The organism is Bdellovibrionales bacterium, assembly GCA_041662785.1.
Lineage (GTDB): Bacteria > Pseudomonadota > Alphaproteobacteria > UBA9219 > UBA9219 > UBA8914.
This window is the reverse complement of the sequence record JBAZRW010000002.1, coordinates 167,847-189,783: the sequence shown is the minus strand read 5'-3', so window position 1 is coordinate 189,783 and position 21,937 is coordinate 167,847. Positions and strand designations below refer to the sequence as shown.

The 21,937-nt window shown below is 53.1% G+C and carries 18 protein-coding genes; 5 read left to right on the top strand and 13 right to left on the bottom strand.

Annotation, left to right across the window (positions count from 1 at the left end; all coding sequences use genetic code 11):
* Positions 1-12 precede the first annotated feature (12 nt).
* The 3 genes from rplL to tpiA form a co-directional block, all read right to left on the bottom strand.
* Positions 13-384, bottom strand: a complete 372-nt coding sequence (gene rplL / locus WC612_03265; GenBank protein ID MFA6279798.1) for a 50S ribosomal protein L7/L12 — start codon at positions 382-384, stop codon at positions 13-15.
* A gap of 96 nt (positions 385-480) precedes the next feature.
* Positions 481-1,005 carry a 50S ribosomal protein L10 gene (gene rplJ, locus WC612_03260; protein MFA6279797.1) on the bottom strand — a complete coding sequence of 175 codons (525 nt, stop codon included), beginning with the start codon at positions 1,003-1,005 and terminating at the stop codon, positions 481-483.
* A gap of 289 nt (positions 1,006-1,294) precedes the next feature.
* Positions 1,295-2,041, bottom strand: a complete 747-nt coding sequence (gene tpiA, locus WC612_03255; GenBank protein MFA6279796.1) for a triose-phosphate isomerase — start codon at positions 2,039-2,041, stop codon at positions 1,295-1,297.
* 126 nt (positions 2,042-2,167) lie between these two features.
* On the opposite strand from tpiA, the gene WC612_03250 reads away from it, so the two are divergent.
* Positions 2,168-4,063, top strand: coding sequence for a peptidyl-prolyl cis-trans isomerase (locus WC612_03250; GenBank protein MFA6279795.1), 1,896 nt, complete (start codon positions 2,168-2,170; stop codon positions 4,061-4,063).
* 347 nt (positions 4,064-4,410) lie between these two features.
* Positions 4,411-5,661, top strand: a complete 1,251-nt coding sequence (locus WC612_03245) for a pentapeptide repeat-containing protein (protein ID MFA6279794.1) — start codon at positions 4,411-4,413, stop codon at positions 5,659-5,661.
* Here WC612_03245 and nagZ read toward each other — a convergent pair.
* A complete protein-coding gene (gene nagZ / locus WC612_03240) occupies positions 5,645-6,676 on the bottom strand; it encodes a beta-N-acetylhexosaminidase (GenBank protein MFA6279793.1) in 1,032 nt (343 codons plus the stop codon). The genes WC612_03245 and nagZ overlap by 17 nt on opposite strands.
* A gap of 329 nt (positions 6,677-7,005) precedes the next feature.
* Here nagZ and WC612_03235 point away from each other — a divergent pair, with 329 nt between their 5' ends.
* The gene (locus WC612_03235) at positions 7,006-7,719 is read left to right on the top strand and encodes a response regulator transcription factor (GenBank protein ID MFA6279792.1); all 714 of its coding nucleotides are present in this window, start codon (positions 7,006-7,008) and stop codon (positions 7,717-7,719) included.
* 84 nt (positions 7,720-7,803) lie between these two features.
* Here the strand turns inward: WC612_03235 and WC612_03230 are convergent, their stop codons facing one another.
* From WC612_03230 to WC612_03205, 6 genes are all read right to left on the bottom strand, one after another.
* The gene (locus WC612_03230; GenBank protein MFA6279791.1) at positions 7,804-8,715 is read right to left on the bottom strand and encodes a protein-glutamate O-methyltransferase CheR; all 912 of its coding nucleotides are present in this window, start codon (positions 8,713-8,715) and stop codon (positions 7,804-7,806) included.
* Complete coding sequence (locus WC612_03225; protein MFA6279790.1) at positions 8,712-9,932, bottom strand: chemotaxis response regulator protein-glutamate methylesterase; 1,221 nt, start codon at positions 9,930-9,932, stop codon at positions 8,712-8,714. The genes WC612_03230 and WC612_03225 overlap by 4 nt, the downstream gene beginning before the upstream one ends.
* Positions 9,933-9,982: 50 nt before the next feature.
* Positions 9,983-10,354, bottom strand: a complete 372-nt coding sequence (locus tag WC612_03220) for a response regulator (protein ID MFA6279789.1) — start codon at positions 10,352-10,354, stop codon at positions 9,983-9,985.
* Between the two features lie 23 nt (positions 10,355-10,377).
* Positions 10,378-10,878, bottom strand: coding sequence for a chemotaxis protein CheW (locus tag WC612_03215; GenBank protein MFA6279788.1), 501 nt, complete (start codon positions 10,876-10,878; stop codon positions 10,378-10,380).
* A complete protein-coding gene (locus WC612_03210) occupies positions 10,875-13,568 on the bottom strand; it encodes a chemotaxis protein CheW (protein ID MFA6279787.1) in 2,694 nt (897 codons plus the stop codon). Before WC612_03210 ends, WC612_03215 begins: the two co-directional genes overlap by 4 nt.
* An 80-nt stretch (positions 13,569-13,648) precedes the next feature.
* Entirely contained in the window at positions 13,649-14,317 is a 669-nt protein-coding gene (locus WC612_03205) for a histidine phosphotransferase family protein (protein MFA6279786.1), read from the bottom strand.
* 147 nt (positions 14,318-14,464) lie between these two features.
* On the opposite strand from WC612_03205, the gene WC612_03200 reads away from it, so the two are divergent.
* Positions 14,465-15,226 (top strand): NAD kinase, encoded by a 762-nt coding sequence (locus WC612_03200; GenBank protein MFA6279785.1) that lies wholly within the window; start codon positions 14,465-14,467, stop codon positions 15,224-15,226.
* Positions 15,227-15,379: 153 nt separating this feature from the next.
* On the top strand, positions 15,380-17,944 hold the full coding sequence (locus WC612_03195) for a hypothetical protein (protein ID MFA6279784.1): 2,565 nt from the start codon (positions 15,380-15,382) through the stop codon (positions 17,942-17,944).
* A 355-nt stretch (positions 17,945-18,299) separates the two neighbouring features.
* Here the strand turns inward: WC612_03195 and WC612_03190 are convergent, their stop codons facing one another.
* The 3 genes from WC612_03190 to WC612_03180 all read right to left on the bottom strand — a co-directional run bounded on the left by WC612_03190 (position 18,300) and on the right by WC612_03180 (position 21,849).
* Positions 18,300-19,202, bottom strand: a complete 903-nt coding sequence (locus WC612_03190) for a hypothetical protein (protein MFA6279783.1) — start codon at positions 19,200-19,202, stop codon at positions 18,300-18,302.
* Between the two features lie 98 nt (positions 19,203-19,300).
* Positions 19,301-21,544: a PAS domain-containing sensor histidine kinase gene (locus WC612_03185; GenBank protein MFA6279782.1), complete on the bottom strand. Its 2,244-nt coding sequence runs from the start codon at positions 21,542-21,544 to the stop codon at positions 19,301-19,303.
* Positions 21,541-21,849, bottom strand: coding sequence for a helix-turn-helix domain-containing protein (locus tag WC612_03180; GenBank protein MFA6279781.1), 309 nt, complete (start codon positions 21,847-21,849; stop codon positions 21,541-21,543). Before WC612_03180 ends, WC612_03185 begins: the two co-directional genes overlap by 4 nt.
* Between the last annotated feature and the right edge of the window lie 88 nt (positions 21,850-21,937).

The following is a 21,937-nucleotide window of genomic DNA, read 5'->3' as shown; positions in this document are numbered from 1 at the left end:
TAAGCTTATCGCTTATTTCAATTCAACCTTGGCGCCAACGGCTTCAAGCTGCTTCTTGAACTTTTCGGCTTCGGCCTTGGCAACGTTTTCCTTGACGGTCTTGGGCGCGCCCTCAACCAGATCCTTGGCTTCCTTAAGGCCCAGACCCGTGATCGCACGGACTTCCTTAATGACGTCAATCTTCTTGTCGCCAGCGGCGGCCAGAACGAGCGTGAACTCGGTTTGCTCTTCAGCAGCAGCGGCGGCAGGGCCAGCAGCAGCGGCAACAGCCACAGGAGCAGCGGCGCTAACGCCCCACTTCTCTTCCAGCAACTTGGACAGCTCAGCCGCTTCGATAACGGTCAGGGCCGACAATTCATCAACAATCTTCGCTAGCTTGGTCATCGTACTCTCTCCTTTGTTAAACAGTATAGTGTTGTTGCATTTCTATCCGCTTGTCTCCCGCAGCCTTAGCGTAGGGAGAGCGGAATTCTTGTATCCTTAAGCGGCCTGCTTGCTGTGCGCGGAAACCACACGAGCCAGCTGACCAGCGGGAGCCTGCAGAATGCCGGCGATCTTCGTGGCCGGAGCCAGAAGCAAGCCGACAAGCGTACCGCGAAGCTCATTAAGCGATGGCAAGGTTGCCAGAGCCATCGCCCCATTGGCATCCAAAATCTGGTCGCCCAAAGCAGCGCCGACCATTTTGAATTGCTTGTTCTTCTTCGAAAACTCGGCCGAAATCTTCGCCGCAGCCACAGGATCCTTGGAATACAGCAGAACCGTTGGGCCTGTCATGTAAGGATCCAAACCGGCAAGCGATGTGTCTTTAATGGCCAGCTTAACCAGCGTGTTCTTTTCTACCTTGATCGTCACGCCAGCGGCGCGACCAGCGCGGCGCAAGGCCAACGTCTGATCGGCATTCAAGCCCGACGAATGAGCCACGACAACAAGATCGGACTCCATCAGGTCGGCAAGCGCCCCGACTTTTTTCTCTTTACCCTTACGGTTATTGCTTAGATTGATCATAGTTCCTCCTTCAAAAACCAAATTCAAACCCTAACGACGCACGCAAAACCGATTGCGGCGTAAAACTTTTTTATCTGTCATGTCCAAGGGGAAAGAAGGAATGAAACGGCGCGAAAGTCTGCGGCTGATCCGCAAAGGGCGCTCTTACAATCAATTCCGTCTATGCTGGCAAGTTTAAGCTGAGTTATCAGCGCCCGCAGTCTTGGACAGGAATCTCCGCCCTTGCGGGCAGCGAGGGTGCTTCTATAGTCGATACGCACAGGGGAAGGCAAGCCCTATTTTAAGCCTTTTACCGCGCTTTATCAGCAATGGTCCAAAAACCCTCGCTGTTTAGGCTGGCGCTGCCCACTAAAACCCCATCAATATCATCGTCTTGCAAGAGGCTTTCAGCATTGCTGGGAACAACCGAGCCGCCATAGATCACCTGAACCGTTTCTCCGGCCACACCCAAGGAACGACGAATAAGCTTATGAACGGCGCGGATTTCTTCAACGCTGGGAACCTCGCCCGTTCCAATCGCCCACACAGGCTCATAGGCCACAACAAGCTGCGAGGCATGATATTTATCCGGCAAAGACGCCGAAAGCTGCTGCACAATGGCTGTTTCCGTTGCGCCACTGGCCCTCTGCTCCAGCGTTTCCCCAAGGCATACGATTGTCGTCAGACCCGCCAACTGGGCGGACGTGACTTTCTTGGCGATAAGCTCGCCCGACTCGCCATAGGCCGCACGACGCTCAGAATGGCCTAAAATAACATAGCGGCAACCCAGATCGGCCAGCATCCCCGCGCTTAGATCGCCGGTATAGGCCCCATGATTGGCATAATGGCAATCCTGCCCCCCTAACATAACGGGCGATCCCATAAGAGTCTCGGCAAGCGGCCAGATCAAGGTGGCAGGAGGACAAAGAACAATATCGAACGTCAAAGGCATCGAAGCCGTGGCCCGATCCGCAACTTCCCGCGCCAAATTCAGACCCGACGTCAAACGGGCATTCATTTTCCAATTGCCTACAATCAGCTTACGTCTTTTGGCCATAGCGGTTTCCTTGGGTTATCGTTGTCGCGGCTTTTTTTCTTAATCCTGTTGCCGTATCGATCATAGGCTTTTATCATGTTCCTGTGCAATCGGGAATCACTTTTCACTAACACCGAGGATTTTTTTATGCTTCAAACGATACGCGAGCTTGCCAAATCATGGGTTTTCAAAAGCCTTATGCTCCTCCTCATTGTCAGTTTTGGCATTTGGGGCATCGGGGATATATTCAAGGGTAATCCCCGCTTGAAGGAAGTTGCCAAGGTCGGTTCGATAGCCATCCCCGTTCAAACCCTTGAACAACGCTTTCAAATGGGCATGCCCGAAGCTCGCAAGGTTTTTGGCGCTGACCTTACCGTGACGCAGGCCAGACAAATCGGCGTTTTGGATAGAACCCTTCACCTTATCATCCATGAAGATTTGTTTGATCAAGAAGCGGCGCGTCTTGGTCTGAATCTCAACAGCGCGTTTGTGATGAGCCAGTTGGCTCAAAACGACCATTTTCGCGATAAAGACGGGAGCTTCAACACCCAACTCTGGCAACAGTTCCTCAATAAAACGGGCATGAGCGAGCAAGGATTTCTGGACACGCAACGTCATGAAACAGCGCGTAAGCTTATTTTTTCGTCCATAGCCTCAGAACGGCCCATTCCCCAGATCATGATCGACACGCTTTATCAGGCGCGCGGAGCCAAAAGGATTCTAGAAGTTCTAACCTTGCGCAACGATAGTCTGAAAAACATGCCAAAGGCTGATGACGCTGCGCTGCAGGCTTTTTACAAAGACCATGAAAGCAGCTATGTTGTCCCCGAATATCGGGGCGTGACCGTGGCCACCCTTGAGACCGACTCCCTCGTCAAAGACATCAAGGTGAGTGAGGAACAAATCAAAGCGGCCTATGAGTCCCGCGCAAGCGAACTTATGCGACCAGAAACACGTGATCTTGTTCAAATCGTTTTTCAAGACGAAGAAAAAGCCAAGGCTTTTTACGAAGCCGCGCACACCGCCTCTAACCTAACCGCTACGGCCAAAGCAAAAGGCCTCACCCCTGTCACCATGGACAAGGTGAGCGAAAAGAACATCCTGCCTGAACTTTACACAACCGTCTTTACGCTTGAAGAGGGACAGATTTCGTCTCCTATCAAAAGCTCTCTTGGATGGCACGTTCTTCAGAGTAAGAAAATCCATGCAGGCGGCGCTCCTTCCCTTGATGAGGTTCGGAGCGACCTCAAAAAGACGCTTCAGGACGAACAAGCTGGTGACCAAGTTGCCAGCACCGTCAACAAGATGGATGATATGATTGCGGGCGGCCAATCGCTGGAGACATGCGCCGACACCCTTAAGCTCCGCCTTGAGCGCTTCCCCTCCCTCGACCAGACGGGTCACACGCCTGATGGGAAAGAAGCCAAGGACATCCCCAACAAAGACACCGTGTTGCGCGCAGCCTTTGAATTGGGCCAAGGAGAAACCGGCCAAGTCATCGACGGCGGGCACGGCAAATACTATGTTGTGCGAAATGACCAAATAACGCCAACCCATGCCAAACCTTTTGAAGAAGCCAAAACGCAGGTCGCCGCTGACTGGCTCAAGCAACAACAATCCATCAAGGCAGCCGCCACCGCTGAAGATATTGCCAAGGCTCTGCGCGAAGGAAAAACTGCGACAAGCTATGCCTCCTATCCGGGGGTTAGCCTCACTCTCTCCAAGCCTCTTTCTCAACTGAGCGAACCCGACCGCACCCTTCCGGCGCAGGCTATTGCTTCCATTTTCAAGATGAAGAAAGGGGATGTCATAACGGCTGAAGGACAAGGCTTGCACTATATCTTAAGGCTCTCGGACATCGTCCCCGTTGACCCCAAGAAGCCAGAGGAGACCCTCTCAACAGTCGTAGAAGACGTAACCACCCACCTGCCCCAAAACGTAGCCGAGGAATATGCCCTTTATATTCGCAAGGCTTTTCCTGTGACTATCAATAACAATATGTTGAACGACTTGAAGCATCGCGGCGATGAATCCCATCAGTAACGCCCCCTTAACATTCTTTCGTTATAGTCTTGTGGTGAAAGGAATAGCCCTTCTTTCCCTTCTCACAAGCCTTTATGGAACGGATTGTTTAGCCGCACCGGCAGACGCGCGCGAAGTCGCGCGCATGAACAATTGTTCCCCTAAAAAGATTGAAATCTATCAGCAGAAGATGGGAAGCAATTCATCGACTCTTTATCGCGTTGAGTGTATAGCCCCCAAAACCGTCGGAGAAAATGTAACACCCATGCCAACCTCTATGCTTGTTCAATGCGAGGGCAGCCTTTGCAAAATGCTCCGTCCCTTGACGGGCGTTAAACAATAACAAAAGAATTAAGGCACCCCCCACTATGTCAACAGATGCTTTGACAATCATCGATCAAGCGAGCTTGAACGACATTATCGCCAAGCATGTGGCCTTTAAAAAAGGTCGCGCCAATGGTGCACGGGCGGCCTTGCAACATTACGATTTATCCGGCCTTTCCTTTAAAGACAGCGATATGTCCAATGCCGACTTCACCGGCTCCGTTATGGTGGAGGCGGATCTTGAAAACTGCAAACTGGACTATTGCGTTTTTTATGCCTGCGACCTTCGTAAAGCCAATTTTTCTCATGCTAGTCTTGTTCGCGCCGATCTACGCGGCGCTTGCCTGCGCGGCGCGATCATGGCCAATGCCGATCTCAACGAAGCCGATTTGCGCGAAGGCTCCTATGCCACCTATGACCCCGATAAGGGCCTCACCTTCACAAGCGACAGCGACGTTTGGAAAGAAGGCACAGGCGGCGTCGATATGCGCGGGGCCAATCTTGGCTCTGTTAAACTTTCCGGTGCCATCGCCATCAACTCCAATTTCGAAGACGCGAACCTGTCCAAATCAACCATCATCCGTGGCAACCTAAACGGCGCTAATTTGGCCGGAGCCAATCTATCCGGCGCGGATCTTAGTCAGTGCGAATTGAAGAATGTCAGTCTTAAGGGTGCGAACCTGACGGGCACGATGATGGACTTTTCTAATCTTGAAAACGTCGATCTTTCGGGAACCCTGACGGATCAACCGATGGGAAATACGCTGAACGAGTTAGAGGCTCCCCTTGAGGAAATGCTCAAACTCCATCAAATTTGGCTAAGGACACAAGGCGAAGACGGGAAGAGACTCAATTTGTCCAACCTTGACCTGCGCAACGCCCCGCCCTTAACAGGGGTAAACTTGACGATGCTTTTTGCCGAACATTCAATTTGGTACGGCCACGATCTTTCGAACATCAATCTTCAAGCCGCTAACCTTAAACACAGTGATTTCCGTCATTGCGCCTTTAGAAGCTCGGACATACGCGGAACCAATTTTAGCAAATGCGTCATGGTGGGCGCCAAATTCACCAAGGCCCGCATGGAGCCTCTTTTTTTTGAAGGCAACAGAACGCTGAACACTTGTTTTGTCGGTGCTAATCTCCGCTATAGTGACTTTACCAACGCGGTGCTCCGCGATGCCGACTTTACCGACGCGGATTTAAGCTCGGCCAATTTCACAGGCGCGGATATTACGGGCACGATATTCAAAAACGCGATTATGACCGACACCAAGATCAGGCCTCTTGCGTAACTGCGCCCACATCAAGAAGCGCCGCCAGACGCGCTCGCAAGGCCGCCTCGTCCTCAACCGACCTCATCGCGCCCGCCCTTGACAAATGATCCTGCGCCCGCGCCCATCGCATAAGAGTCGCCTCACACGTTTCAGCTGGCAGCGATTCTTCAACAGTGCGCATCCCCTCCATGGAGCCTGTGCAATAAAGAGCTATATCGGCTCCAGCCTCCAGCGCGCCGCGCACGCGCTGCTCAAGCGGCATTTTTAAAGCACCCATCGCCAGATCATCCGTCATAAGAAGCCCCTGAAACCCTAGAACGCCGCGTATGATCCGCTCATGAACGGACGGCGAAAGAGAAACTGGCGCCAAAGGATCAAGTGCCCGAAAGACAACATGACAATTCATGGCCATCGGCGCGTCATGAAGCTTTTTGAACGGGACAAAATCATTTTTCTGCAACGTCTCTTCATCTGTATCGACAAAAGGCAGATCAACATGAGGATCCACCTGCACGCGCCCATGGCCCGGCATGTGCTTGATGACGGGATACACGCCTTCGGCAAGATAGGCCTCAATTGCCACGCGCCCCAGATCAGCCACAGTCTGAGGCGAAGCACTAAGCGCTCGATCACCAATCGCGCTCGACGCGCCATCAAGGCATAAGTCCAGAACTGGCGCGCAGTTGCCATTGATCCCGACGGCTCGCAGCATCTTGGCTGTTACAAGAGAATGCAAACGCATAGCCTCGCGCCCTTGGACGGGATTCCTTTCATAAAGTTTTCCGATTGTGCGAATCGCTGGCAAGGATGGCCAATAAGGGGGCTTTAGGCGGGCGACTCGCCCCCCCTCTTGATCAATAAAAATGGGAAGGGCAGGCTGCTGGACGCACGCCCTTAACGCACACGTTAACGCTTTCACTTGATCGGGATTGACACAGTTTCTTTGAAAAAGGATAAAGCCAAAAGGATTAAGGCGCGCAAAGAAGCTGCGTTCCTCTTCCGTTAAAACAGGGCCTTCGCATCCCAACAACACAGGCTTAAAGTGTCTCACAAGAGCCTCTTTTCCAAGAAAAATCACGGGGACAAGGAAACAAGCTCATCGCTCCGCCCCCACGACAACATATTAACATTATGATTTAAAAGAACAAAAATCAAGAAGGAAGCTTGGTTTTCTCATTAATAGACTTAGGGCCCAAAACTGATCACCCTGAATTTTTTAACAAATTTCTCTGTTAATAATGTTTACTTTTTGTTAAAGCTGCTTTACCAATAGGTAGAAAGTTATGGTTAACGCGGTTCCTTTTACTCCCACCGTTAATCGTGATGATGTTCCTAAGCCCCCTTTTCCCAAGAGGCAATACCATGCGCGTTCTCCTTGTTGAAGATGACACTTCCGTCGCCAAGAGCATTGAGCTCATGCTTCAAGCCGAAGGCTTTATCGTCGATACCACTGATCTTGGTGAAGACGGATTGGAGATTGGTAAGCTTTATGATTATGACATCATCATCCTTGATCTTATGTTGCCCGATATCGACGGGTATGAAGTCTTGCGCCGCCTTCGCGCCGCACGGGTCACGACCCCCATTTTGATTCTTTCCGGTCTGTCCGAACTTGATAACAAGATTAAAGGCCTTGGATTCGGCGCGGACGACTACCTGACGAAACCTTTTGACCGCCGCGAACTCGTCGCGCGTATTCACGCCATTATTCGTCGCAGCAAGGGCCATTCGGACAGTGTCATTCGTACAGGCAAGCTGACCGTCAATCTTGATGCTCGCACCGTTGAAGTCGGCGGAGCCCCTCTTCATCTCACAGGCAAAGAATACGGCATTCTTGAGTTGCTTAGCCTGCGTAAGGGCACGACACTGACCAAGGAAATGTTCCTCAACCACCTTTATGGCGGCATGGATGAGCCTGAATTGAAAATCATCGACGTGTTTGTTTGTAAGCTGCGCAAGAAGCTGGCGCAAGCCGCAGACGGCGAGAATTACATCGAAACCGTTTGGGGACGCGGCTATGTTCTGCGCGATCCTGCCGGATCAGAGCCCCCCAAGCTTCAACAAAGACCCGTCTAGATTTCTATCAGGTAGAAACAAATAAAAAGGGTTGGCACGGCGCTATAAGCCAGCCAACCCTTTTTTTATAAACAACACACCTATCTACATAGAAACGGAAGCTGTCGTTCCAGAAAAGGAAGAACCGGCAAGTGGACTCACACCCGTCCCCCGCCCTTTGGGCAACATACCTGTGTCAGGTCGGTTTGCCAGAACATAAACGCCGCGCTCATTTTCCAACGGCTTGAATTTGTCGGAAATGCCCAAAACGGTTTCCGCGCCGCCCAAGAACAACACGCCATCGGGAGCCAGAACGTGGCTCATCGCCTCTAAAACACGCGTTTTGGTAGGTTGGTCGAAATAGATAAGAACATTGCGACAATAAATAACATCGAACGACCCGATGGGACCAAAATCCAGCAAAAGGTTCCCCTCACGGTACTGAACCATGCGGCGAAGCTCTTCCTTGATCTGCCACTTGTCCGTGCCGATTTGAGAAAAGCACTTCATCAAAAGCGCAATCGGTAAGCCACGCTGCACCTCGAATTGCGAGTAAATGCCGCTTTTCGCGCGCTCCACCATCTCGGTCGAAATATCGGTTCCAAGGATGTCAACTTTCCACCCCTGAAGCTTAGCTGCTTCTTCCGCGCAAATCATGGCCAAAGAATAGGCCTCTTGCCCGCTGGACGAAGCCGAAGACCAAATACGAAACTGTTTTTTGGCCGCGCGCGTGCGTAGAAGCTCAGGCAACAATAACTTTTTAAACTGGTCAAAAGGTTTCGTATCACGGAAAAAGAAGGACTCATTGGTCGTCATGGCTTCCGTAATATCGTGAAGAACAGATTCCTCGCGCTTGGTACGAACCAATTGAGCGAGATCCTCAAGGGTCTTTAAATTGTATTTTCTGGCGACAGGAATCAGTCGCGATTCAAGCAGGTACGACTTGTCCTTCGTCAGAACGAGGCCTGACCGCTGCTTCACAAGGCTTGAGAACAGATCAAAATCTTCTGGCTTCATGCTCTTGCTCCCATCGCCGTCTGGCGAACAAAACTACCAATTTTATCGACTGGGAAAAGAGCCGTGCAAAGGCCAGCCATAGCAACGGATCCGGGCATGCCCCACACAACGCTTGTCGCTTCATCTTGGGCAATAACGGAACCACCGGCCTTAACGACAACTTCCCCACCCTTTGTGCCATCAGCGCCCATGCCCGTCAAAATCACGACAAGAATATTACGTCCATACGCAACAGCTAAAGAACGCAACATAGGGTCAACAGAGGGACGACAGAAATTTTCTGGCGGATCCTTCACCAACTTGACAATGGCATCCGAGCCCCTGCGCTCCACCAACATGTGAAAATCACCGGGCGCTATATAATAATGCCCCGCGACCAAAATATCGCCGTTCTTCGCTTCCTGACAAACAACATCGCACTGGCGGGCAATGTGCTCAGCCAAAATGGTTGTAAAAGCGGGAGGCATATGCTGCGTAATCACGATTGGCTGAGGAAGCCCCTTCCCCATATCCTTGATCACCTTAAAAAGCGCTTGAGGCCCGCCTGTCGAGCTCCCTATCGCCAAAACGTCTGGGCGCAAGATTGGGTCTTTGCGCAAAACGACTTCCCGCCGCCCTTGTTTAGGGAAAGGTGAAACCAAACGCACATTCTCAGCGCGCTTTCCCTGATCGAGGGGGGCTGCTGATGGGGAAGAAGCTGGTCTAGCCACCTCTTCTGTCTTTTTGGGCGGGGGGGCCGAGCGAGGATGCTCACGCACGCCGGATCGCCGCGCAAGCGCGCCCAAGGCTTTGACCTTCTCAATTAAGTCATGCTGAAAAGACTCCGCCGCCATGACCTCATGGCTACTGGAGGGCTTCGGAATATAGTCCGTGGCGCCCAAGGACATGGCACGCAAACTAATTTCAGCGTTCTTTTGTGTTAGAGTCGAAGCCATAATCACCTGCACAGCACCATCGATTTCCTTAAGCTTGGGCAACGCCGTCAAGCCATCCATAACAGGCATTTCGATGTCCAAAACGATAACATCAACTGCCTCACGTTGAAGAGAACGGATAGCCTGCTCACCATTGCTGACCGAAACGGCCACACGCAAACTAGGATCGCTTTCAATGGCACGCGTAATCGCACCGCGAATAAACGCGGAATCATCTACAACCATGACCTGATAAATATCAGAACATCCGTCCTCATCACCTGTCATCGAAGAATAATCCATAATCACCGAATTCTTTATTTGTTGTTTTCTTGCGTCCAAAGCCAAAAAAATCAGCCCTCGACAATCCCCAGCTGAACAAGCTTGCTGCGCACAATATCCGCATCAAAAGGCTTCATGATATATTCATTCGCACCGCTCGCCATAGCGTCTTGAATATGCTTCATGTCATTCTCTGTCGTGCAAAACACGACAACCGATTCGCCCCCGTTGGCCATCTTACGCAAAGCGCGCAAAAACTCCATCCCATCCATAACGGGCATGTTCCAATCCAACAAAATGACATCAGGCATAGCCTTTTGACAGGCCTCCAACGCCATTTGGCCATTCTCGGCCTCTTCGCATGCAAAATCGAGCGCCTCAAATATCTGCCTCGCTACTTTGCGAATAACGCGACTATCATCAACAAGAAGACATGACTTCATGGTTTGCTCCAGTAAAGACGGCTTTAAGCTGCCGTTAATTCTTCTAAACGTAACAGCCTTTTGACATCAATAACCACCAAAAGGGATTCCTGAAGTCTATAAATACCGTCCGCTATTTCGCGCCAACGGTCGTCAAGCGTGGCGGGCGTTTTTTCAAACTCAGCGGCGGCAAGCGTCATCACTTCTCCAACTTGGTCAACGATCAGGCTGTAAAACTCACCACCTGACTCCACGACAACGCTCATGCACTTGACATTACCTTCACGCGGCGAAAGTCCAAGTCGCGTACGAACGTCAATGGCCGTGACGATGCGTCCACGAAGGTTTAAAGAACCAGCGACCTCGCGTGGCGACAAAGGAACACGCGTGATCTTTAGTGGCTCCAAAACATCTTGAACCTGAAGGACAGGGATACCGAAAAGCTGCCCTTCGATATACATCGTCACAAACTCACGTCCCGAAGCGCTATCCACAACAGCAGGAAGCGGTTTATCGGATTTCACGGGAAGGTTGTTTTCGCTCATGCGTTCACCCTTATTGTGCTGAGAGTTTGTTGAAGCGTTGAGAGCAAGGCCTCTCTGTTAAACTTGGCAACATAATCCGTGAAGCCTGCCCGACGTCCCTGCTCAATATCGCGTGGCGTAGCATGCGATGACAAAGCGATGAAGGGAAGCTCGCCCCATTTGCCGCCGTCCTTGCGAACCGCTGCGGCAAAATCAAAACCATTCATACCGGGCATTTCAATATCGCTGACGATCACATCAAACTCTTCGCCTTCTTCGCGAAGCTTAAGAGCCTGCGCCGCATTTTCTGCCGTTGTCACCGTATACCCAGCCACCATAAGAAGCGGCGTTAATAGGTTGCGGAAAAAGGGACTGTCATCCACAAGCAAGACACGGTGCAATTGCTCAGTCCCAAAGGAAGAGTCTTGCTGCGATCCGAACCAGTCTTGGTAGGCCTGCGCCAGATAATGGCCCGTGTCGATAATATCCGTGGCCTTCCCCGCGATGATCGCACTCCCCAGACATCCGGGATGATGCGCCGCCACATTGACCTCAACCTGATCCTCAATGATATCGATGATTTCATCGACAATCAGCCCCATGCTGCGCTCATGATCACTGAACACCAAGATAGGCTGCATCCCCTCCTTGCCAAGCTTGAAAGATTCATCAAGCGGCACGAGGGGCATAAGTTTTCCGCGATACTGCACAACGGGTTTGTCATCCGAATACTCAACGCTGGTCAGATCAATTTCCTCAAGGCGCGCAACCAACGAAAGGGAAACAGCCTTGGGGGCTTCACCACCCGCACGGAACAACAACAACGATTGTTTGGACGAAACGCGCCCATGACCAGAGGCCGCATGATGCTTCAGTGTTGAATCCGCTGTCGTGTGAATCTCGCCCGCGTGCGTCGCAACGCCGTTTGGATCAAGGATCATGACGACGCTGCCATCCCCCAAAATGGTGTTGCCCGAGAACATGGTGATGTTACGCAAGATCGGGGAAACGGGTTTGACCACGATTTCTTCCGTATCGAATACGCGGTCCACGATAATGCCGAAGCTTGAGCTACCGACCTGAACCACAACGATAAAGGACATTTCCTCATCTTTTTTGCCTTCGCCGAGCTTAAGCGCACGGCGCAGAGAAACAAGCGGCAGCAAACGATTGCGCAGACGAAGAACAGGGGTATCGTTAATCCGCTCCACCCTATACTCACTATGAGCCGAGGCATGAACAAGCTCGACAACGCTGATTTGGGGAATAGCGAACCGCTCACCGGCACATTCCACAATGAGAGCCGAGACAATCGCCAACGTCAAAGGAATCTTAATCAAGAAACGCGAGCCCTTACCTTCCGTTGATTGAAGATCAACCGTCCCGCCGATTTTCTCAATGTTCGTTTTGACAACGTCCATGCCCACGCCACGGCCTGACACGGCTGTAATCTGCGTCGCCGTAGAAAAACCAGGCTTAAAAATATACTGCATAATCTGTTGCTCACTCATCGTCGCAACTTCGTTTTCACTGGCCATCCCGTTCTGGACAATCTTGGCCTTGATCCTGTTCATCGATAAGCCGCGCCCATCGTCGGAAATCTCGATGATGATATGCCCGCCTTCATGAAAAGCGTTCAGCAAAACAACGCCCGTCTCCGGCTTTCCAGCCATAGCGCGATCCGACGGAATCTCAATGCCATGATCAGCCGAGTTACGCACCATATGGGTCAACGGATCCTTAATAAGCTCCAAGACCTGACGATCCAGCTCGGTTTCTGCCCCCAGCATTTGAAGATCAATCTTTTTGCCTAGCTCCAAAGACAAATCGCGAATAATACGCGGCAGTTTCGACCAAGCATTGCCAATCGGCTGCATGCGCGTCTTCATCACACCCTCTTGCAGCTCCGAGGTCACATGGCTCAAGCGCTGCAAAGACGTGGCAAAAGGATTGTCCTTTTGCGTGCGGGAAATCTGGTTCAGCTGATTACGGGTCAAAACCAACTCGCTGGCAATCACCATCAAATTCTCAAGCTGATCGACGCTCACGCGGATCGTCTGCGACGAAACCGCCGACTCCTTGATACCGCCCTCTCCGCCAGCGGGTTCAGCATCTTTCTTGGCATCCATCGGGGCGGGAACGGTCGCTTGCTGAGATGGTTGTTCCGACATTTTAGTCTCCTTCATATTCAGACCCGTATCTTCGGCGCGAACAGGCACAAAGCCAAAGGCATCCGCCTCGGCGGCAGGAGGCGTTGTCTCTTGAACGGGCGAAGCCGAAGGCTCCATCGCAGGAGGCGCGGCGGCCTCAACGGGCGCAGACGATTCTTCCCCTCGCCCTTCGGCCATAGCGTCCAATTCGGCAATCAACACGCTATCATCGCCAGGAGCTTCGGCTTCCGTTTCTTCCAAAACAGACAAAAGGTATTTGATCGCATCGATAGAGCGCAGAATAAGTGTCACAGCGCGCGGCGTAACCTTAAGCTGACCATCGCGGAATTTGCCTAAAATGTTCTCGCCCGAATGGGCAACTTTTTCCAAACGGGGCAGCCCCAAAAAGCCGCACGTCCCTTTAACCGTATGAACCAGCCGAAAAATGCTGCCGATCAAGGAAGGATCGTTGGGATTTTGCTCAAGCCTGACCAACTCAACGTCAAGTTGAGCGATGCTCTCATGAGTCTCCGTCAAAAACTCTCTTAACAGATCATCCATTTTCAAGGCCCTTTAGTTAGACAGAATCACCAACAAAATCGTTCTGCGGTGATCATGGTGAACAAATCTTAAAAAAACCCTTATAAGGGGCGGTCGCTATCGTATTCAGGAGCCTTGACCAGCAGCGTCAAATCCAGCTGATCAGGACAAGGAGAGGAAGGAAGGATAGACAGGTCAAAAGTAGAGGCAAATCGGCCCGTCATATAGGACTGGATCGTTCGCGGCGTGAGGTCTTCGACAGGCGTGATGCCGTTTAAAGCATCCCCAAAAGAGGGCGATAACTGCGCCGACTTTCCGACAATCTCCAAACGACAGCCAAGTGTGCCCTCCCCCTCGATTCGTTGCAAGGTAATCGTCCCGCCATAGGCCAAGACCTCCTCGCTTAGAAGAAGCATGTTAATAAGCGTCTTCAAAGCCCCGCGCTTCTCCGACAAATCGGACAGCGCCAGCGCCTCATCCCAATGAAGCTTGATCTTGCCTACCTCAAAATACTGCGCCGCCACAAGGCGAACATCTTTAACGGGAAGGCTTTCCTCGCTCCCCGCGCGGCCATAGGCGATCCTAAAGAGCTTGAGGCGGCGCGAGGAAACGCTGGCGCTATCCGCGATCAGCTTCATGGCCTCATCGACGACGGTTTCGCCAATATCCTCAATAAGCTCAACGCCATTGTTAATGGCGCTCACGGGACTGATCAGATCATGGCAAATCTTCGAGGACAAAAGCTCAAGAACACGCAAGTCTATCTGCATAAAATCCCCTTCTGCGCCCATAATTCAACAGGGCGGCGACTCATGGTACAAAAAAAGACCGCCCCTCACATTTACAGTTGCGCAGCAACCGTTAATTGATCATTAATGAGGGGTTAACATCCCTATTCTTTTAGTCATCAGGTTGCCATGAAAATCGCCTTTGTCGCCTCCCCTACGCCTTTGGCGCAAGAATCGCTTCTTGATCTTGAAAGGCTCTACGACCATGTCCCCGTCGAAGAGGCTGACACCTTGGTCGTGATGGGCGGAGACGGTCAGGTTCTTAAAACCCTGCACGCGTCCCTTCATGGCAACAAACGGGTCTTTGCCCTTAGGCGCACGCAGTCGGTTGGCTTTTTGTGCAACGACTACAACCCGCAAAACCTGATCGAGAGGATTGAACGCGCCCAAAGCGTGACTCTCCACCCCCTTAAAGTCGAATGCACGACGACAGGCGGCCAGACCCACGCAGCCTTGGCCATCAACGAAATCTCGTTCCTGCGCGACTCTCCGCAGTCTGCCAAGCTTCAGGTGTGCATCGATGGCATTGAGCGTATCCACCGCTATAGCGGCGATGGCCTCCTGATCTCGACGCCAGCGGGCAGCACCGCCTACAACCATTCGGCGGGAGGCCCCATCATGCCGCTCGACTCCAATACACTGGTGATGACCGCAATCTGCGGCTTTCGCCCGCGCCGCTGGTCATATGCCGTCTTGCCGCAAAACGCCGTGATCGACATCAAAGTGGTCGAACATGAAAAGCGCCCCGTTCGCGTCGAAGCCGGAACGGAAAATATCCATAACGTTCTTTCGGCTCGCTTAAGCCTTGATAGCGAGACAGCGTTCACCCTTCTCTTCGATCCCGATCAACATCTAGGGGAGCGCATCATTCGGGAACAGTTTATGTTGTAGGCCCATGCCCCGCTCACCCACCGGATGAGGAAAACGACCAACCTCTTTGAGCCGCCTTACTTTTTTGACTAATTCTTTGACTGATTCGAAAAAATCCGTTAACTTTATGCGCTTTCTTTAAGAACCGTCTTTTTCCTCGTTGGTGAGTGCCCCATGACCCATGAAGTCTCCTCTTCCTCCGGCTCGTTTTCTTCCCTGATTCTTGTTGCGTTTATGGGGCTTTGTCTGGCCGCGATGGCGGGCACAGGCTATGTCAAATATCAACTGGATCGCTACGAAACCACGCTGGCCGCGCCGGATTCCGCCTTCACCCCCGATCAAGAAACGTATGAGAAAACTATCGTCGCGCTAGGCTACAGCGGCTTTCTGGGTTCTGCGCAAACCTATATGAACAACGGCGACCGCGCCGCACTGGCCGACATGCGCATGAACTTTAAAACCGCGCAAGAAGCCTCGATGCGCCTTGCTGACAAAGCGCCCGCCGCCACGCGCCGCGACATCAAAGCTATCCTCGATATCTTTGCCTCGCTCATTGCCAAGGCCGATCAGAACGACGCCATGAGCAACGGCCTGACCAACGCCGATCTCCTGACGGCCACCAGTGCCCTGACGACGCTCGACTCGCGCTTGCAAACAGCAGCGGCCACGCAACGGAAAACGGCGCAGGACTCGATCAAGCTTTGGAGCCTCGCGCTTATGCTCATGACATGGAGCAGTTTGATCATAACCGCCCTTCTTGGCGGCAGCCTCTATTACACCTATAAAACGCGGCAGGCAGAGCCTTTGGGCAAACTGACGCAGTGCATCGACAACATGCTCAAAGGCTCGGATCAAACCGCCATCTGGGGCATCGAGCGCCGCGATGCGATTGGCGATCTGGCCCGCATGATTGAAAAGGCGCGCCTTGCCTTTATTCAAATGCCCGACTTTTCCATTATGGGCGAAGACGGCCCCGTGCGCGTTAAAGTGGATGGTGAGCAACGCTCTCTCTTCCAATCCTTGATCAAAAACCTCACGGATCATCTTGATACAACAAAGCAAAGCTCGTCTAGCTTCACCAACATGATGGGTCTGCAACAGGAGACGCTTTTGTCCCTGACCTCGCGCCTCAACGCGACACTGACCCAATTGCAAGAGCGCGGCGCGTCAAATGGAGAAACGATGCAGGCGCTTGCCAGAACCCTCATTGACGCCAGCGACAACCTTGCCCAGACGCAAGAAAAAGGCGTTGCTCAAATCGGCAAGCTCGTCCCCGCGTTACAAGAGCGCATCCAGAATATGGCAGAGGTCACGCAACTGGCGGGCACGCAAGTCGCGCAATCCCTACAAACACTGGTCAAGGCCGAAGGCACGCTACACGCTAGTGCCGCGCGCAGCGAGCAAGTCACGCAACAGCTGGCAGGGGCAACAAACCAGATGGGCGAGCGCATGTTCGCCGCCCTCAATCTGGTTCAAGCCAGCGGCAAGCTTTTGGGCGACACGACACAAACCGTCAAAAGCAACTTTAGTGATGCCGTCGCGACGCTCGGACGCGGCGAAACGCATCTACAGCAAATCATCGAACGCGCCGAAAGCAGACTGGCCAGCACCATCAATGCCGAAGAAAACATGGCGTCTTTGGCCACGCGGACCGAGATCAGCGCCCAAAAGATGGAACAGGCCGTCAATGCCATCGCCGATAGGCATGAGGGCCTGAGCGAGCAAGTCGTGACCGCCACGCATCGTATGGAATCCATTGTCTCCAGCTTCGACGCCGCTCAGCGCTCGATGAGTGATGCCACGGCGCAGGTGCGCCGCGATGGCACGCTGATCAGCACACTTTTGGCCGATTTGCACGCGAACAACGACCAGCTGTTGGCAACCGTTCACCAAAACAGCCAGATGAGCTTCAGCGCCGCGCAAACGCTGGCAGAAAAGAGCCATGCGCTCATGCAACGGCTAGAGGTTCAAATCCAGCAGCAAGCGCAAAGCGCCGAAACGCATATCGAAGCGCTTTCCGTCCACGGACAGACAATGGCGCAGCAAGCGACAACGACAACCTCAACCCTCTCGCAAACCGTCACAGCCCTTAAGAGCGAGCAAGAAAAGCTGACGGCCACACGCAATCATTTCAGCGACACCATTAATGACCTTAGCACCCGCTTTGAGCAGCAGGCGACGACGACCTTCGGCAAAACCGAGCAATGGGCGGCGCAAAGCTTTACCAAACTCACCACCATCGCCGAGCAAGTCGATAGCGTCATGCAGCGCCTTGGCATGCTGGGGCAACTGACGGGTACGCTGGGAACCGTCGCGGGGCAGCTGGGGCAGCTGGTTCCGACGCTCACGCAATTGCCACTTTATGCTGGCAGCGCATCTTCCGATTCCGCGATGGGCGGACAGGAAACCAAGGCTCTCATCTTGCAACAGACCGAAGACATCATGAAGGAGCTTCAAGGCCAATGGCATGAGGCCGTCGTGCAAATCGAGGCCATGCACGATCAACTGGCGCAACTGGTCATTCAGCAAAAAGACCAGCTGGAGACGCGCCTTGTGGTCATGGACAAAAAAATCCGCGAGGCCACAGACGAAATCAAGAGCGCCGCCACCAGCGACGAAGCCGAAGACAGAAAGACCGAGATCATCAACGAGCTGATCACGACGATGAGCGCCATCAACGAACACGTCATCGAGCTTGATGAAACCATCGAAGAAGCGGGCCTGAAAAAGGAAGCGTGATACCAACCGCCTTTTGAACTGATCCACAAAGAAAAATAAGAAAACGGGATCCCCGCCTTCGCGGGGATGACGCTTGTGGATTGATATTAAAAATAAATCCGTCATTCCCGCGCAAGCGGGAATCCCGTTTGTTTTCTATCTTAATGAGTCACGTCATCGTGCCGTTGGTATAATAAGGATTCAGAGTAGGACTGCACCGCAGTCTTTTCCTGAATGCTGAATCCCGAATCCTGAATGCCCCTTCCCTTCCGTCATCCCTCTCCGCCCTCACGACCCACTCCAGAAAAAGGGCCGACCCCATTTAAAGGATCGGCCCCCTCAATCACCACTTCGTTCAAAAAACTAAACGATGCCCTTACTGAACCTTACAGCAAATGGCATAGGCTGTTGTTGGCACATCCCCACCATAAGTGTACGTGAAAGCATCTACAATCCAGCTTTGTCCACTTGGATTTGTTTGATGAATAAACCCACGGTTAGCAATAGGATTAGGGATGTACCCGCCCCCACCTGTAAGGGTTTCATCGGCATTGCAAGTAGCCGTCGACACATAGTGAGGAGCAACGCCCGAATTCCCCACCACGCTGCAGGACAGGGTTCCACCGCCAATACTTGTCCACGCCGTTCCATTACACCCTTGGAAGGCTGTGCCCGTCCATCTTATCGTCCCCGCTTTAGCCGCCGAACAAGCCGCCGCGTCAGCTCCAATTTTCATGCTGCCAGAAGCATTCACCGCACCCGCAACATCCAGTTTAGCCGCTGGCGCTGCCGTTCCAATCCCAACATTACCTTCAACGTACAATCCCGCCGCGCCAGTTCCAATATTAGATATTTGCACCTGATTGGTATTGGCCGAGTTTGTCAAAAAACGTAAATTGTGCTGAAAAACGTCGGGATACCATGTGTCGTACGTCCCAGCGCCCTCCAACGTTAATTGAGCCCCCTCGTTCGCTGCATTGGTAGCTCCAACATACAAATCTCCCCCAGAGGAAGCCGTTCCAACATTTAAGCCCATTGACGAGACCACACGACCCGTCGTGCTATTAACCACAAGACCACTTCGACACTTGATAGCAGTAGAGCCATTCCATGTTAGAACTTTATTATCGGTTACTGAAGAGCAATTATCCGCTTGGCCCCCTGCCCCAGTGAGATCATCCTGCAAAGGCGGCAGCATCTGAATAGGCGCACCGGCATATGCCCCGCTCGACAAGGCCATAAGCGCGACTAAAGAAAGAGAAGAAATGAGACGTTTCATGATAGCAGCCTTTCCTGAAAGGAAGTTAGAGCGCCCCAAAGGAGGCGTCTTAATAAAACTCTTCTAAAAACATTCTACTCCAAAATCCTTAAAAACCATTAAACCTCCGCCTCCCCCTCACTGCTTGCCGTCTTCTGCCACTGCGGCCATGTGAGGGCGATCACCGCGCCGCCACCTGTCCGGTCTTGCAAGGTCAGGCTACCGCCATGATCTTCCATAATCTTTTTGACGATGGCAAGACCTAGCCCCGTCCCCTTACTGCGCGTTGTGACATACGGCTCCGTCAGCTTCTCGCGCTCCTCCACCGGAAGGCCGCGCCCGTTATCTGCGACGCTAAGCGTCATCATGCCGTCCTCAACGCTCAAAGTCAGGATAATTTCGCCCGCTGGCAACCGCTCATCCCCCTTGGGCAAAGGCCGCCCGTCGATAGCCTCGGCGGCATTCTTCAAAAGGTTGGTCAACGCCTGCGCCAGCTGCCGCTCATCGCAATCGGCCATCACCTTGTCATCCGGCAAGCTTTGGAAGTACCGGATATCCGCCCGCGTGGAGCTTTGCAAAAACAGCATCTGCCTGCACAGCGCCCGAACATCATTGCGCCGAATGACAGGGGTAGGCATACGGGCAAAGTCCGAAAACTCATCCACCATGCGGCCAATATCCTCCACATGGCGAATGATCGTGTCGGTGCAGGTCGCAAAGACTTCGGGATCCGTCGTGATCTCGCTCATGTACTTCCGGCGAAGGCGCTCCGCCGAAAGCTGAATGGGCGTCAACGGATTCTTGATCTCATGAGCGATGCGCCGTGCGACGTCGGCCCATGCGGCCTTGCGCTGCGCCAAAACCAGCTCGGTCACATCATCAAACGTCACGACATAGCCGCGCACCTCACCACCTGCCATCTCAGAGGCAAGCCTCACCAACAGCGTGCGCGGCGAATGGCCCGTCCGCTTAATCTCGACCTCGCCATCCTTCATCTTGGCGCTATGAGGCATAGCGACCAAAAGAGCCTCAATCTCCGGCGCGATAACCTTCAACGGATGCCCCGCCAAAGCCTCATCGTTCGTAATCTGAAAGAACTCCATCGCCCGTGCGTTCATCATCTGGATACAAAACTGCGCATCAAGGCCGATCACGCCCGCCGATACGCCTTCCAAAACCGCTTCGGTAAAACGACGGCGAAGGTCAAGCTGACGGTTGGCCTCTACCAGCTCGCTACGCTGGCCCTCCAACTGCCCCGTCATGCGGTTGAACGCGCGGCCCAGCAAGGCCAGCTCATCATCGCTCTTTTGATCCTCAGTCTCTTCGACCCGCGCGGTTAGATCACCATGACGCACACGATCCGTCGCGCCGATGAGTGCACTGATAGGCCGCACAAGACTAGAGGCGAAATTCAAACCGAACCACACCGCCGTCAACAGCAACAGAAGCGCGACGACAACAAAAATCACCGTAATCATCACGCGAATGCCAGAGCTATGCTCCTTTAAATTATTATACTCGGTCACGGCCTTTTGCGTCGTTTCCATGTGCGCCAGCACTTTTGGCTCGACAAGACGCCCGACAAACAAATAGGTATCGACGAAGTTATCCAGCCGCAAAAGCGCGCGCACGCGGTCATCGTTATCGCTAACGACCAATACCACTTCGCCCGCACGGGCGCGCTCGCGCATCTCGTCCGTGATCGGCTCAAACGACAACGCGAAAGTCAAACCCGACCGCGCGAGGATCTTCCCTGCCCCATCAAAGACGATCACCTCGGTCAGCGATCTTAAATAAGCCTGTGCCGATACCGCCTGCGCAAGACGCACGGGATCCTCGGCCAAGCGCACAGCGTTACGGTTCAAATCGTTCGCCATCGCCATCGCGTCGGCGCGAAGAACCTGCTGATGCTCTTTCAGGTACGCTTGCGCGACAGCTTGCGATTCATCCAAGGCGGTATGGACGCGGTCGGAAAACCAAGCCTCGACGCCATAGTAAAAGAACACACCCGCGAACATGGCAACCAGCACGGCGGGCGCAGCGGCCAGCATGGTGAAAACCGACACAACCCGCACATGAAGGCGCGAGGCCGCCATATTCTTGCGCCGCTTGCCCCAGATCACCCAGATTCGTTGCGCGACAAGCGTGCCAAGCAGCAGCATGACTCCCAAATCCGACAGCAGCAAAACGGTAACGGTCGTCGGATCGCTGCCGAAAAAGGGCGAGCGCGTCATAGCGGCATAGGTCGATGCGCCCAAAACGATGGCGGCAATCGACAAGAAGAGCGCCAGATTGTCGCGCACGCCATGGCGCGTAAACCAACCGGACAAAGAGCGAAGGCTTTTTTCAAAGATCCTGATCATATCTTTTTTCCTTCTTCCCTTTGCCGTCTTTGGACTCGGCCCCGCAAGGCGGTAATCCCCCGCTCGGACATCTTCTTGCGAAGCGTGTTACGGTTCAAGCCCAAAAGAGCGGCAGCGCGAATCTGGTTTCCCGCGCAGGCCTCAAGGGCCAGAACGATCAACGGCGTTTCGATCTCATGCAGGACGCGATCATACAGGCCCGAAGCGGGCAAAGCCCCCTCATGCGCCGCGAAATAGGCGCTCAAGTGACGCTCGACCGACGCGGCTAATCCAGCCTTTTTCTCGCTTTCGTGTAATCCCGTCATGCTCGCCCCTTTCTTTCTACCGTCATCCCAAGACATTTTCTCTTCGCCCATTTGGGCGAAAGAAAATGGACGTGGGATCCAGTTTTCC